At 72.8% G+C, this 13,761-nt stretch carries 11 protein-coding genes; 3 read left to right on the top strand and 8 right to left on the bottom strand.

Annotation, left to right across the window (positions count from 1 at the left end; genetic code table 11):
• The first annotated feature begins 277 nt into the window (after window positions 1-277).
• Window positions 278-1,117, top strand: coding sequence for a hypothetical protein (locus JGS22_RS23440; RefSeq protein ID WP_211038404.1), 840 nt, complete (start codon window positions 278-280; stop codon window positions 1,115-1,117).
• A gap of 71 nt (window positions 1,118-1,188) precedes the next feature.
• On the opposite strand, the gene JGS22_RS23435 is transcribed toward JGS22_RS23440, so the two are convergent.
• The 4 genes from JGS22_RS23435 to JGS22_RS23420 form a co-directional block, all read right to left on the bottom strand.
• On the bottom strand, window positions 1,189-2,643 hold the full coding sequence (locus JGS22_RS23435; RefSeq protein ID WP_236074317.1) for an AlkA N-terminal domain-containing protein: 1,455 nt from the start codon (window positions 2,641-2,643) through the stop codon (window positions 1,189-1,191).
• A 253-nt stretch (window positions 2,644-2,896) separates the two neighbouring features.
• Window positions 2,897-3,418 (bottom strand): hypothetical protein, encoded by a 522-nt coding sequence (locus JGS22_RS23430; RefSeq protein ID WP_236074376.1) that lies wholly within the window; start codon window positions 3,416-3,418, stop codon window positions 2,897-2,899.
• Window positions 3,419-3,576: 158 nt separating this feature from the next.
• Window positions 3,577-4,710 carry a ribosome small subunit-dependent GTPase A gene (rsgA, locus tag JGS22_RS23425; RefSeq protein WP_211038454.1) on the bottom strand — a complete coding sequence of 378 codons (1,134 nt, stop codon included), beginning with the start codon at window positions 4,708-4,710 and terminating at the stop codon, window positions 3,577-3,579.
• Window positions 4,711-5,339: 629 nt separating this feature from the next.
• Window positions 5,340-6,269, bottom strand: coding sequence for a metallophosphoesterase family protein (locus JGS22_RS23420; protein WP_211038401.1), 930 nt, complete (start codon window positions 6,267-6,269; stop codon window positions 5,340-5,342).
• 186 nt (window positions 6,270-6,455) lie between these two features.
• Here JGS22_RS23420 and JGS22_RS23415 point away from each other — a divergent pair, with 186 nt between their 5' ends.
• Entirely contained in the window at window positions 6,456-6,974 is a 519-nt protein-coding gene (locus tag JGS22_RS23415) for an SRPBCC family protein (RefSeq protein ID WP_211038399.1), read from the top strand.
• Window positions 6,975-7,243: 269 nt separating this feature from the next.
• On the opposite strand, the gene JGS22_RS23410 is transcribed toward JGS22_RS23415, so the two are convergent.
• Window positions 7,244-7,771, bottom strand: a complete 528-nt coding sequence (locus JGS22_RS23410; protein ID WP_211038453.1) for a DapH/DapD/GlmU-related protein — start codon at window positions 7,769-7,771, stop codon at window positions 7,244-7,246.
• A 115-nt stretch (window positions 7,772-7,886) separates the two neighbouring features.
• On the opposite strand from JGS22_RS23410, the gene JGS22_RS23405 reads away from it, so the two are divergent.
• Complete coding sequence (locus JGS22_RS23405; protein ID WP_211038397.1) at window positions 7,887-8,816, top strand: LysR family transcriptional regulator; 930 nt, start codon at window positions 7,887-7,889, stop codon at window positions 8,814-8,816.
• A gap of 34 nt (window positions 8,817-8,850) precedes the next feature.
• On the opposite strand, the gene JGS22_RS23400 is transcribed toward JGS22_RS23405, so the two are convergent.
• The 3 genes from JGS22_RS23400 to JGS22_RS23390 all read right to left on the bottom strand — a co-directional run bounded on the left by JGS22_RS23400 (window position 8,851) and on the right by JGS22_RS23390 (window position 13,569).
• Window positions 8,851-10,911 (bottom strand): SpoIIE family protein phosphatase, encoded by a 2,061-nt coding sequence (locus tag JGS22_RS23400; protein ID WP_211038395.1) that lies wholly within the window; start codon window positions 10,909-10,911, stop codon window positions 8,851-8,853.
• 31 nt (window positions 10,912-10,942) lie between these two features.
• On the bottom strand, window positions 10,943-12,115 hold the full coding sequence (locus JGS22_RS23395) for a YihY/virulence factor BrkB family protein (protein ID WP_372454347.1): 1,173 nt from the start codon (window positions 12,113-12,115) through the stop codon (window positions 10,943-10,945).
• Between the two features lie 158 nt (window positions 12,116-12,273).
• Window positions 12,274-13,569, bottom strand: a complete 1,296-nt coding sequence (locus JGS22_RS23390; protein WP_236074374.1) for a YihY/virulence factor BrkB family protein — start codon at window positions 13,567-13,569, stop codon at window positions 12,274-12,276.
• Window positions 13,570-13,761 lie beyond the last annotated feature (192 nt).

Raw genomic sequence — 13,761 nt, 5'->3', positions numbered from 1 at the left:
CTCTTCTTCTTCAAGAAGCTTCCAACAGGCCGATATTGGCCCTCGCCGCCTGGCCCGCAACCGGGCCCGGCCACCGCGCCGCGCCGGGCTCGTGCCACCGATCCGTCCGGGCACACGGCCGGGCCGGGAGCGGCTGCGCCGGGGTCCGGTCAACTCGCCCTGCCTCGGGAGCACTTCGGTGTGTCACGCAGCTTCCGTTTGCGATGGCCGACCGGGTCGGGCATTGCTACGCTCGCGGCTTTGCGGAGCGTGTGGGACGGCGGACGGGAGCAGCGTGATGGCGAAGTCAGGTGGCACCAGGGCCGCGACGGGTCTGCTGGCCGCGGCTCTGCTCGCGGCGCCCGCCGGCCTCCAGCACGGAGCGTCCGCCGCTGCGCCCCCGGAGGCGGCCACCGCGGCCGAGCCGGTGCGCCTGGTGACCGCTAACGTGCCGTTCACCCTCGCCGGTGCGAAGGCACGCGCCCAGCTCCGTCATGTGGCCACCTCAGGGGCGCATGTGGCGACCTTTCAGGAGGTGCGCACCCGCAAGGTGGGACGCGTCCTCGACCGGGAGACCTCGCCGGGGAAGTGGGCCGTGCACCAGCCCGCCGGGGCCGCCGGAGCATCCGCGGTGGCGTGGGACAAGGAGCGCTTCGCCGCCGTCGACAAGGGGTCGCGCCTCGCCTTTCGCGGCCCGGACTACTCCCGCCATCTGCTCTGGGTCACGCTCCGCGAACGCAGCGGCGGGCAGCAGTACACGGTCATCGGCCTGCACTACCCGCCGAACGCGTCCAAGGACCCGAAGATGCGCGAGCTCTACCGCACCATGAACGCCAACTACCGTGCGCTGGTGGGCGATCTGAAGAAGCAGGGGCGCCATCCGGTGGCGGGCGGCGACTGGAACAACCCGCTCGACGTGCCGCGCGAGCCCTGGGGCCCGGTGCAGGTCAACAAGAAGCTCTCCATGACCACCAACTGGCAGCAGGGCACCGCCTGCAAGAGCGGCAGCAGCGCACGCGGCGGGCGGATCGACGGGTTCGCCTACGCCGCCGCCCGGTACCGGCTCCAGCAGCAGGGGTGCATGAAGCGGCTGCACTCCGACCACCGCCCGGTGTGGATGACCTTCACCGCGGGCTGACCCCGGCGCGGCCGACCTCCTCCCGGGCCGCACCGTCGTCACGGCCGCCCCCGCGCCCGGCCGCCCTCTCGTCACGGCAATGGCGAACTCCCCTGCGGTGTGAGGGAGTTCCACAGGTGGTGCAGGGCGTACGAGCGCCACGGCCGCCAGCGTTCCGCGTCCGCGGGCGCCGCGCCGAGCCGCTCCAGGCCCTGCCGTACGCCCACGTCCGAGGCGAGGAAGACGTCCGGGTCGGCGAGCGCGCGCATCCGCAGATAGCCGGCCGTCCACGGGCCGATGCCGCGCAGGGCGAGCAGCGAGCGCTCCGCCTCGTCCCGGTCGGCGCCCGGGTCGAGCGCGATCCGGCCGTCGGTCAGCGCGGCCATCAGCGTGCGCAGCGCGGCCCGGCGCGCCTCGGGCATGCCCAACTCGCCCAGCTCCGCCTGCGCGAGGGCTTCGGGCGCGGGAAAGAGATGGGTGAGGGGGCCGACGGGCTCGGGCAGCGGTTTGCCGTACGCGGCGACCAGCCGGCCGGCCAGGCCGCGCGCCGCGCCGACGGTCACCTGCTGGCCCAGCACCGCACGCGCTGCGAGCTCCGAGGCGTCGGCAGCGCCCGGCGAGCGCAGCCCCGGAGTTGCCCCCGCCAGGGCGCCGATGCGCGAGTCCGCGCCGAGGCTCTCCAGCACTGCGTGCGGGTCGGCGTCGAGGTCGAAGAGTCTGCGCAGCCGCTGGACGGCGGCGGTGAGGTCCCGCACGTCGCTCAGCCGCAGTCGGCACTCCAGCCATCCCGGGCCGCCCTTCTCCCCCACCTCCGCGACCGCGTGCCCGTACGGCAGTGCGAGCGTCCGCCGGTAGCTGCGGCTGCCGGGGGTCCCGTCCATTGCCTCGATGCCGGGCACCACACGGCGGCCGAGGAAATCGAAGAGCTGCCGACTTGCGAAGGGGCCGCGGTGGGCCAGGCGCAGTCTGATGCCGTCGCCCCCGGCGGACGGTCTGGCGGCGCCGCGCAGGGCGGTGGGGGTGCTGTCGTAGATCTGCCTGACGGTGTCGTTGAACTGCCGGACGCTGGCGAAGCCCGCGGCGAACGCGATCTCGGTGACGGGCAGTGCGGTGGTCTGCAGAAGCACCCGCGCGCTGTGCGCCCGGCCGGCCCGGGCGAGGGCGACCGGGCCGGCTCCCAGCTCCTCGGTGAGCTGCCGCTGCACCTGACGGGTGCTGTAGCCCAGCCGCCGGGCGAGCCCGCCGACGCCCTCCCGGTCGACGACTCCGTCGTTGATCAGCCGCATGGCCCGGCCGACCGAGTCCGCCCGGATGTTCCACTCCGCCGAGCCGGGCACGGCGTCCGGCCGGCAACGTTTGCAGGCGCGGAAGCCGGCAGCCTGGGCGGCTGCGGCGGAGGCGTGAAAGGCCACGTTGGCGCGCAACGGCGTCCGGGCGGGACAGCTGGGGCGGCAGTAGATGCGGGTGGTGGTGACGGCGGTGAAGAACACCCCGTCGAAACGCGCGTCGCGGCTGCGCACCGCCTCGTACCTGCTCTCGTCGTCCATCACCACTCCAGTGTGGGCCCGCGCGCGGCGTACGCACTGGCGGAATTCGGACACCGCCGACGGCCGTCCCCCGGCCGTCGGGGCACGCATGGGCCGCGCCTCGCGGCGGTACACCACCGCCGTGGCCGCGACGACACCGACGGAACGGGCAGCAGAGCGGACGCGGCGACCCGCTGCGGGGCAGCGGTCTCTCCGAGCCTGGCAGGCTCGGCCAGAGCTCAGGCAGGCTCGGCCAGAGCCCGGCCGGGACCGTTCAGCGCTCGGGGAGGCGCTGGAGCAGGCCCCAGGTGAACTCGGCGAGCACCGGCCGGGGTTCACCGTCCTGCGCACCGGGCGCCTCGAAACGCAGCCGCCAACGGGTCGGCGCCGACCCCTCCAGCGGGATCGCGGGCGGGAAGGCGCGGGCAACCTCGTCCACCGTGCACGACCAGGGCCGCAGGTCCGCCACCGTGTGCAGGTCCGGGCCCGGCGCGGAGGGCGCACGTACCAGCCACTCGTTCCACACGGGGCCGCCCGGCACCGCCAGAACCTCCAGTCGCAGATCCGGCCAGAGCGGAAGCGGCCACAGGAACGCCCGGAACTCCAGATCACCGACGGCGCGACGGCCGACCGACTCCGGTTCGCCGAGCGCCGCGCGGTAGCGGCCCAGCGCGCCCCGGCCGCGCGGCGCGCGCACCATCGCCTGCCAACGCCGGTTGGCCTCCCGCATCCTGGCCCGGTCGACGCCCAACTCCCGCAGGGCGTCGTTGACAAGATCGGGCTGGAAGTCGGCCATCCGCCGCAGCAGCACCAACTGGAGGTCAGTCTCGTCGAACGCGTTCACGCCCGACTCCCCTCGCTGCGAGGGGAGTCGGGCGCGTACACGGCACCCTCCGCGCCACGAATGCGGCGGATGTCGCGTTCACTCCGGCTCAGCTTCCACACGCGGCCAGGCTACGACCGCCGGCCGTCGTACCGGTGCCCGCCGCGCTTGTGCTCGCCGCGCGCCCGGCCGTCGGCGTCCCGGCGCTTGTACTCCTTTCGCTGCTCGGCCCGCAGACGTGCGTCGGTACGCGCGGCGAGCCGCTCGTCCTCCCGGCGCAGCCTGCGGTAGCTCTCCAGCCGACGGAGCGCCAACTCGCCGTCCGCCACGGCGTCCTGTACTGCGCAGCCCGGCTCGGAGCGGTGACCGCAGTCGCCGAACCGGCACCGCCGCGCGAGGCCCTCGATCTCTCCGAACGCCCGGCCCAGGCCCTCGCCCGCGTCCCAGAGACCGACCCCGCGCAGCCCCGGGGTGTCGATGAACACCCGGCCGGAGTCGGTTGCGTACAGCTCGCGCGTGGTGGTGGTGTGCCGGCCCTTGCCGTCCCGGTCGCGCACGGAGGCCACGTACATCACCTCCTCGCCGAGCAGGGCGTTGGTCAGCGTGGACTTGCCCGCGCCGGAGACGCCGAGCAGCACGCTGGTGCCGCAGCCGAGCAGCGCGGAGAGCTCGGCCACGCCCTCTCCCGAAGCAGCGCTGACGGGAACCACGGGGACCCCGGGAGCGACGGCAGCCGCGTCGGCGAGCGCATGTTCCAGGTCCGGCGCGAGGTCGGCCTTGGTCAGAACCACCACAGGCGCTGCGCCGCTGGACCAGGCCAGCGCGACGAAGCGCTCCAACCTGCCCTGGTCCAACGGGCCGACGAGGGAGACGCAGATGACGCTGTGGTCGATGTTGGCGGCCAGGACCTGCCCGTCCGACCGCTTGGAGGACGCCGAACGCCAGAAGGCAGTGCGCCGGGGCAGCAGCGCACGGACGAACGCGCCCTGCCGGTGGTCGGGTTCGACCACCGCCCAGTCCCCGGTGCAGGGCACCCGGGCCGGATCGCCGGTGGCGACGAGCCCGGTGTCGGCGAGGATCGTGGTGACCCCCTCGCCGTCGGCGACGACCACGTCGAGACGGCCGCGGTCGACCCGCACCACGCGGCCCGGCACCAGGCCGCCGTCGCGGTACGGGGTGAAACTCTCGGCGAACCCCTCGTCCCAGCCGTAGCGGGCGAGCGGATGCGCGGTGCGGAACGGAGACGCGGTGCCGCACGAGGACACGGCGTCGCGTGCTGCCGGAGTGACAGATGAAGACAACGGAAAACCCTTCGAACCGAAGGGCGGCCCCGAGAACCCGTGACGACGGGCGGGGCGGAACGCCGGGCGGGTCCGCGCGAGCGGAACGTCAGCCGACGGGCGCCGATCTCGGGCCGCACTTGGAGTGGTGGACGGTCGCGGTGCGGGCGAAGCCCTCTGCCAGGACAGTCATCAGCACTCACCTCCTGCTCTTCCCTGCCGGTCGCGGGACCGGCGGCGTGCGGCACCGGCGGGGCGCGCGGTACGTGCTCGACGCTAGCGGCACGCCACTTCGGGCGCCAACGGTTTTCCGGCGACGGCCGCCCCGGGCACGTCCCCCCGGCGAGCGCCTCGCGCTGCACCGCACCGCACCGCACCGCACTGGCTGAGCACGGCACACACCGGCCCCCGTGCGGCAACCGGCCTCGGGACGGCGCCCGTTCACCACCCGCGGGGCGCAACCCGCCTGCCTCCGGCGGGACTTGGCGCCCCACCCGTTCCCGGCCCACGGCTCCGCAGGCCCACAACCCCGCCGCCCCGACCGGGCCCGCGGACCCAACCGGCCCGCCCCGTACGCCCGTTCGCCGGTACCCGGCGGGCCCGCCGGGCCCGCCTCAGCCGGCGGCCGGGGGCGGGAGGATCTGCACCGGCCGCCCCGGGGAGCGTCCGTGGCGACGCCACTCGCGGGGATAACCGAGCGAGACCTCCTGGTGCGGTACGCCGTCGATCCGCATCAGCCGCGGAATGTGCAGATGCCCGTAGACGACGGTCGCGGCGCCGAAGCGGGTCGGCCAGTCGGCGGTGGCCTCGGTCCCACACCACAGCGCGAACTCCGGGTACCAGAGCACGTCGGTCGGCTCCCGCACCACCGGCCAGTGGTTGATCAGCACGGTGGGCAGCTCGCCCGAGAGCTCGACCAGCCGCTTCTCGCTGTACTCCAGCCGGGCGCGGCACCAGGCGTCCAGCGTCGGGTACGGATCGGGGTGGAGCAGGTGCTCGTCGGTGCACACCACCCCGGCCTCGGTCGCCCGACGCAGTGCCTCTTCCTTGGTCGCCACCCCGGGCATCCGGAAGCTGTAGTCGTAGAGCAGGAAGAGCGGCGCGACCACGACCGGGCCGCCGATCCCCTCGAAGACGGGGAACGGGTCCTCGGGGGTGACCACGCCCAACGACCGTGCCAGCTCCACGAGATGGCGGTACTTGGCCTCCCCGCGCAGCTGCACCGGATCGCCGGGCGCGGTCCACAGCTCGTGGTTGCCCGGGACCCAGATCACCCGCGCGAACCGCTCGGTCATGATCCGCAGCGTCCACTCGATGTCCGCGACCGTCTCACCGATGTCGCCGGCGATCACCAGCCAGTCCTGCGGCGACTCCGGCTGGATGGCGTCGGTGATCTCGCGGTTCTCCTGGTAGCGGATGTGGAGATCGCTGATCGCCACCAGCTTCGCCGCCCGGCCCTGCGCCTCCGGCTCCGGTGCGGCGCCGGGCTCGGCGGCACCGGTCGGTTCCACCGTGCCGCGCACTTCGTACGGCGTCGTAGGCATCCTGCTCCCTCTCGCGGACCGGTTGATCTCGCCCCGAGCGTAGGCGCAGGCCACCGCCGATGAACAGCCGCACCCAGTGCGGGAGATGGCGGGCCGACCGGTCCGAGCTCCACACGGAGGACGGGACGGGCGGAGCACTGCTTGCTACCGGGCGGTAGGGTCGCCGGAGAGGATCGGAGGAGTTCCATGGCGCGCACGCTGCAGGTTTCGGACAGCATCGAGATCGCCGTCAGCCCGTCCATCGCGTACGAGCAGGTGAGCGACCCGACGAAAATGGGCCGCTGGAGCCCGGAGAACCTCGGGGCGACCGTTCAGGACCGGGACGGCGGCGCGTTCGTCGGCATGGTCTTCGACGGGCGCAACAAACGCGGTGCCTTCCGCTGGACCACCCGTTGCGAGGTGGTCGCCGCCGATTCCGGGGAGCGGTTCGCCTTCAGGGTGCGGGCCATCGGCGTCCGCCGCCCCCGGCTGCGCGCCCCGATCGCGACCTGGGAGTACCGGTTCGAGCCGACCCCCGTCGGCACGAGGGTGACCGAGACGTGGATCGACGACCGGTCCTGGCCCGACTTCGCGGCCGGGATCTTCGACCGGATCGCCACCCGCGGCCAGACCTTCGCCGACTTCCAACGAGGCAACATCCGCCGCACTCTGGACAACCTCAAGAAGGCACTGGAGACACCCGCCGACGGGGACGCCAGGCACTGAGGCGCCGCCGTCGGCCGCGGGCCCCCGCCCGTACGACACCGAGCGCGCGGCCGAGCGGCGCGACTGCTACCGCACCACGAGCACCGCGCGACGAGCGCGGACTTCCGGCCGACGGCGCCACCACCGCACGCGCCCCTCGCCCGGCGGCAGCCGAGGGACGGCGGCCCACCAACTCTCCGCCACCGGACCGCAGGTGACAGCACGTCAGTGCACAGCGGCACTGGCGTCGCGCGCTCCGAGGGCCGAGGCGTCGCCGACCGCGACCGGGCTCAGTCGATCGTTCCGATCACCCGTGCGGGCACTCCCCCGACCACGGTGCCCGCAGGGACGTCACGAGTGACCACCGCGCCGGCAGCGACCACCGCTCCGGCGCCGACGGTCACCCCCTGAGTGATCACGGCGGAGGTTCCGATCCACACCTCGTCCTCGACGACGATCGGTGCGAAGCAGAGGTGCTCGCGGCGTTCGGCCAGGGGCAGCGGATGGCCTCCGGTGATGAGGCTGACCCTGGGGGCGATCATGACGCCGTCGCCGATGCGGATGCCTCCCCGGTCCATGAAGGTGCACCCCTGGTTGACGAAGACCCTCTCCCCGAACGTCGTGTTCAGCCCGTACTCGGTGAAGAACGGCGGGTAGATCACCACCGACTCGGGCAACGGACCGCCGAACACAACCGACAGTAGTTCGGCGCGACCTTCGCTGTCGCTGAAAGGAAGCACGTTCAGCCGGGAGGTCGCATCGGTCACCTCGACGACCCGCTCCGCGTGACGTGCAAACTCGGGTGTGCGGACATGCATGATCTGCTCAGTGCGGGAGGACATGCGCCGATCCCACCACCGCGCAGCGCGCACGATCAAACAACCCGAAAGCGCTCCGGACACAACCCTCGGTTGTGCAGCTACGGTGGGAGATGTGGATGTCGAAGCGCTGCGGACGTTCGTGACCGTCGCCGGTACCGGCCATTTCCAGGCCGCGGCCGACGAGTTGGGGGTGAGTCAGCAGGCGGTCTCCAAGCGGATCGCCGCCCTGGAGCGCCGCCTGGAGGTCGTGCTCGTGGTGCGCACGCCCAGGGGCTCGCGGCTCAGCCCGGACGGGCAGGTCCTCCTGCCGCACGCCAGGGCGGCGGTGGCGGCCGTCGAACGGGCCGAGCAGTCCGTACGCCCCGGAAGCCGCCCGCTGCGGATCGACGTCCTCAACCGGCGCATCCTGCCGGCGCAGGCCGTCCACCGCTTCTACCGCTCCCGCCCCGGAACGGAGCTCGACGCCGTCACCCTGAGCGAGGCGAACGCCGGCCAGGCCGCCCGTGCGGTGCTCGACGGGACCGTCGACGCGTCCTTCCGCGCCCTGCCGGCGGACCGCGTACCGGCCGGGCTCAGCATCGAACGCCTTCTGGACGCACCCCTGGAGCTGCTCGTCGGGCCCGGCCACCCGCTGGCCGGCTCTCCCGGGGTCACCCCCACGGACCTGGTCGGTCACCGGATCTGGATCCCGGGGATCGCACCGGGCACGGAGTGGGCTTCGTTCCACCGGTCGCTGGCCGAGACCTTCGGTCTGAGCATCGACGCACTCGGCCCCCATTTCGGCGACGAGGCCCTGATGGACGCACTGGCCGAATCAGCCTCGCTGGCCACCCTGGTCGGCGGCGGCGACCGGTACCTGTGGCCGCAGACCCACGATCTGCGGCGCATTCCCCTGCACGATCCGACGCCGGTCTACCCGCACCTGCTGCTGTTCCGCAGTGGGGACCGGCACCCCGTGCTGACCGCGCTGCGCGACCATCTGCGCACGGCTGCCCCGCAAGCCCCGCAGGAGGTGTGGATGCCGGAGTGGGTGGCGGGCTGAGCGCTCGGCCGGAACCGGCGGACGCCTCCCCGCCCTATGGGCTGTCGAACTCGCACCAGACGCATTTGCCGGCGCCCCGCGACTCCACTCCCCAGCGGTCCGCCAGCCGGTCGACCAGCAGCATCCCGCGCCCGGTGCGGTGCCACTCCTCGGCCTCCAGCAGCTTGGGCTGGCGGGTGGAGCGGTCCGCGACCTCGATGCGCAGCCGCCGGTCCGCGCCACCGAGCAGCCGTACGGTCACGGTGACGCCCTCCTCGGTGTGGAGCAGCGCGTTGGTCGCCAACTCGTGGGTGGTCAGCACGATTTCCTCGGTGAACTGGTCCGCGCGCCAGGCCCTGGTGGCGTCCCTGACCATGTGTCGCACCCCGCTCAGCGCCTCCATGTCGCCGGGCGCGATGTACTGGTGGAGCCGCCGCCCCACCTGCGGGTTGACCGGGGGCTCGCGCCGCAGCAGCAGCACGGCGATGTCGTCCTCGCCGGAGGTCACCCGCGGGGACTCCACCAGCCAGTCCGCGAGCCGGTCCAGGTCCGAGGGCCCGAGCGGTACGGAGTCCGCGAGGGCCTGCACCCCTTCCTCGATGTCGCCGCCGGGCCGTTCCACCAGCCCGTCGGTGTAGAGGAGCACCGTCTCCCCCACCGCCAGTTCCAACGCCGTCTCCCGGTAGTCGAGCGGGCCCAGATGGAGCAGCCCGAGCGGGAGCGAGCCGGCGACCGGCAGCGGCCGGCACTCGCCGTCGCCGCGCATCAGCAGCGGGTCCAGATGACCCGCCCGCACCAGCCGCAGCCAGCCGGTGGACGGATCGATCTCCGCGTAGAGACAGGTGGCGAACCGCTCGGTGTCGAGGTCCGCGAGGAAGGCCGAAGCCCGGGCCATCACGGTGGTCGCCGGGTGGCCCTCCGCCGCGTACGCGCGCAGCACGATCCGCAGCTGGCCCATGACTGCGGCGGCGTGGGTGTCGTGGCCCTGCACGTCGCCGATGACGATCGCGACCCGGCCGCCGGGCAGCGGGATCACGTCGTACCAGTCGCCGCCGATCTCGCCGAGCTGTCGCGCGGGGCGGTAGCTGACGGCCGTGCGCACCCCTGCCAGGCGGGGGATGGAGTGCGGCAGCATGAACCGCTGGAGGTCCTCGGCCAGCTTGCGCCCCTGGTCGAAGAGGGTGGCGCGCTGGAGGCTCTGCGCGACGCTGCTGGACATGGCGTTGAGCAGGGTGCGCTCATGGGCGTCGAAGTCGTGGCGCCCGCGGTAGAGCAGCCCGAGCGCCCCGATGACCCGGGCATGGGCAACAAGGGGCAGACAGACCGCCGAGTCGACGCCCTCCGGCTCGACGTACGGCCACAGCCGCGGATAGCGCTCCGCGAACTCCTCGCCGGAGCCGATGTAGACCGGCTGCATGGTGCGGACCACTTCGCTCATCGGCAGATCGGCGTCCAGCTTGGTCAGGCTCGCGTCCGAGGGCTGGTCGGCGTCCCGGCGCTCGGCGATGATCCTCAGGTGGTCGCCCTCGACCAGGCCGAGGCCGAGGCTGGTCGCGTCGAGCCGGCTGAGCACGCCCGGGCTCTCCAGCACGTCCAGCACGTCGCGCACCGAGCGAGCGGTCGCCAGCGCGGCGGTGGTGTCGCCGAGGACGGCGCTGACGCCGCTCTCGGTCGCCTCCAGGCTGAGCCGATCGGTGGAGTGCTGCAGCTCGTCCGTGGCGTCGCGCAGAATGCCGACGATGCGGTGCGGGCGGCCGTCCTCGATCCGCCGGATGTACGCCTGGACATGGCTCCAGCGCGTTCCGCCCTCGGTGGTGCGGACCCGGAAGTACGCGCCGAAGCTGTTCCTGCCTTCCTTGATCGCCTGGGAGGTCAGCAGGTCGAGGCGGCTGACCTCGGCAGGGGGAAAGTACGCATGGAGACTCTGCGGGCGCATCTCGTACTCGTCGGGGGGCAGCTCCAGTACGTCTCGCGCGGCACTGTCCAAGTGCAGCAGGTTCTGGTCGAGGTCCCAGTCGAAGACGCCCATCCGGTTCAGAGCGAGGATGGTCTCCACGCTGGTCGGCCGGTTCTCGTGCGGCGGCGTCGCCCCGGACATCGCTCCTTGAGTGTCCATCGGCACTCCCGTGCTGGCACGGCGATCACACCTACTCTGTCATCCTTCGTCCGATTCTTCGACTGGTGTCCCGGAGCCTGTCCAGCTGCTCCCTGACTTCGGTCGAACGCAGCAACCGCTGCCAGGCACGCATCTCCTCGTCGCTGTCCGGGTCGGTCCGCGAACCGCCCTGCTCGGCGTCGAGTTCCGCGCGGGTTCGGCGGGCCACCACTGCCTGGACCATCGCCGCCATCGCCGCCTCCCGCCTTCGGTCCTTGGCGGCGCGGGCGGCAGCCGTGGTGGCGGCCGGCCAGACCCGGTCGACAGCTGCGTTCACCGCGGCGCCCACGAGCACGGCGAACGCCGACATCCCGAGCCAGAGCAGCAGCGCCACCGGGGCCGCCAGCGAACCGTAGATGCTCTGCCCCTCGACGGCGCTGCGCAGATACGTGCGCAGACCGACCGCGCACAGCACCCACAGCAGCAGCCCGACCAGCGCCCCCGGCAGATCCTCCCGCCAGGGCGAACGCACGGGCACGGAGACGTGGTAGAGCGTCGCCAGGAAGGAGACCGCGAGCAGCAGCACCGCCGGCCAGTACAGGTACTGCACGAAGCCCTGAAGCACCGGCCACCACTGGACCGCCGCGCGGGGCCCGATCAGCGTCATCGGGACGATCACGGCACCGACGACCAGGCCGACCACGTACAGGCCGAAAGCGAGAAGCCGGGTGGCGACCGCGTTGCGGTAGCCGTCCAGGCCGTACATCACGGTGATGGTTCCGATGAAGACGTTCATCGCCCGCGAGCCGGACCACAGGGCGAAGACGAAGCCGAAGGAGAGCAGCCCGGGCCGCGCGCTGTTGACCAGATCGTCGAGCAGGGGGACGACCAGCTCGGCGACGCCGCGTTCGGAGAGCATCGCCGAGGAGGCGTCGACCAGCTGGTCGCGCACGTGCTGAAGGATGCTCGTGCCCGCCAGGGAGTCCACGCCGCTCAGCAGTCCGAGCAGCCCGAGGAGCAGCGCGGGCAGCGAGAGCATCGTGAAGAACGCGGCCTCTGCGGCCATCCCCATCACCCGGTACTCCGCGCAGGAGCGGTAGGTGTCCTTCAGGAGCAGGTAGCAGAGCTTGCGCTTGGGGACGTTCCGGTAGATCGCCCGCATCGAGACCGTCGTCTTCGCCGCTGTTCCGGACCCATCCGCAGATTCCCCCGTCGCTAGTCCCACGGAGGTCAAGATAACGGGCGGGTGCACACGGCAGGAGGGCGCCCGGCCTCCGCCACGTTCCGGCGGGTCGGCCGGCGCGGGACGGCGGCGGGGCGAGGTCGGCCGGATCGGGGCGCGCGGCGCGCGCCGGGGTGCGGGCGTCGGGGCGTCCGCCGCCGCTACTCCCGGTGCGGGCCGCGCAGGCGCGAGCGCAGGTCCTCCGGCGGGTGGAAGCGGGCCCAGCGCTCGGGGAACTCGGCCGGCTGCTCACCCGTCGGACCCTGCCCGGAGCCCGATTCACCGGCGCGCTCAGTACCTGCGCCGGTGGCGGATCGCGCACCGGCGCAGGGCCCCGGGCCGGAAGGGGTGGCACCCCGCCGGTCCGCTGCACCGTCGGGGCCCGCCTCGCTCTCCGCCTCGTCGCCACGGTCACGGTCGCCGTGATCGGAGTTGCCGTGATCGGGGTCGTGGTGATCGTCGTCGCCGTCGGGGTCGTTGTCGGGGTCGTCGCCCTCGGCGGATGCTTCGTGCTGCCGGCCCTTGCGGGCCGCGACGGCTGCGACCAGGGCCGCGGCCTGGTCCTCCTTGAGCTGTTCCCTGGCCCGCCGGGCCGCGGCGGTGGCCACGGAGGGCCAGACGCGGTCGATCGCCGCGTTGACCGCGGCCCCCACCAGCACGGCGAAGGCGGAGACGAAGATCCACAGGAGTACGGCGACGGGGGCGGCCAGCGAGCCGTAGATGGTGGGCCCCTCGACGGTGCTGGTGAGGTAGACCCGCAGCAGGAAGCTGCCGCCGACCCACATGATCAGCGCCACCAGCGCACCGGGGATGTCCTCCCGCCACGGGGACCGGACGGGGACCGAGACGTGGAAGAGCGTGGTCAGGAAGACGATCGACAGCAGCAGGATGACCGGCCAGTAGAAGAACCTGACCAGCCACTCCAGTTGGGGCACCCAGCCCACCACCACCTCGGGCCCGACCACCATCAGCGGCAGCGCGACGGCTCCCAGGAGGATGGCGACGACGTAGAGCAGGAAGGCCAGCAGCCGGGTTCTGACGATTCCGCGGTGGCCGTCCAGCCCGTACATCACGGTGATGGTGTCGATGAAGACGTTGACGGCGCGCGAGCCGGACCACAGCGCCAGCGCGAAGCCGAACGAGACGATGTCGGGCCGCCCGTCCTTGATGACGTCGTCGATCAGGGGCGTGGCGATGTCCTCGACGCCCCGGTCCGAGAGCACCTTGGAGGACGCCTCGAGGATGTTGGCCCGGACGTTCTCGATAGTGTCGGTGCCGATCCAGGCATCCATGTACCCGAGCAGGCCGATGAGTCCCAGCAGCAGGGGCGGCAGGGAGAGCAGGGTGAAGAACGCCGCCTCCGCGGCCAGGCCGAGGACCCGGTACTCGATGCAGGAGTTGACCGTGTCCTTGAGCAGCAGCCAGCTGAGGCGCCGCTTGGGGATGTTTCGGTACAGACGGGCCGTTCCCGGCTTGGGTTCCGGCTGCTCGTCCTCGGTCGTTCTCGCTGCGCACACGCCCTCAACGTAGCCGTACGCGGAGGGTGCGCACGCACCGGTGACACGCTCGCCCCCTCGCAGCCGCGGGGAGAAGGCACGCTTCAGCGGCCCTTCGGCACGAGGCGCGGGGCGACCGTGATGGGATCGACG

Origin of the sequence: Streptomyces tardus (assembly GCF_018101125.2) — a bacterium.
GTDB classification, from domain to species: domain Bacteria; phylum Actinomycetota; class Actinomycetes; order Streptomycetales; family Streptomycetaceae; genus Streptomyces; species Streptomyces tardus.
This window is presented reverse-complemented; position numbering and strand designations above follow the sequence as displayed.

What these genes read in the sequence shown, in the direction of transcription:
- JGS22_RS23440 (WP_211038404.1), top strand. Translation starts at nt 278, where the DNA reads ATGGCGAAGTCAGGTGGCACCAGGGCCGCGACGGGTCTGCTGGCCGCG.
- JGS22_RS23435 (WP_236074317.1), bottom strand. Translation starts at nt 2,643, where the DNA reads ATGGACGACGAGAGCAGGTACGAGGCGGTGCGCAGCCGCGACGCGCGT.
- JGS22_RS23430 (WP_236074376.1), bottom strand. Translation starts at nt 3,418, where the DNA reads ATGGCCGACTTCCAGCCCGATCTTGTCAACGACGCCCTGCGGGAGTTG.
- JGS22_RS23420 (WP_211038401.1), bottom strand. Translation starts at nt 6,269, where the DNA reads ATGCCTACGACGCCGTACGAAGTGCGCGGCACGGTGGAACCGACCGGT.
- JGS22_RS23415 (WP_211038399.1), top strand. Translation starts at nt 6,456, where the DNA reads ATGGCGCGCACGCTGCAGGTTTCGGACAGCATCGAGATCGCCGTCAGC.
- JGS22_RS23410 (WP_211038453.1), bottom strand. Translation starts at nt 7,771, where the DNA reads ATGCATGTCCGCACACCCGAGTTTGCACGTCACGCGGAGCGGGTCGTC.
- JGS22_RS23400 (WP_211038395.1), bottom strand. Translation starts at nt 10,911, where the DNA reads ATGGACACTCAAGGAGCGATGTCCGGGGCGACGCCGCCGCACGAGAAC.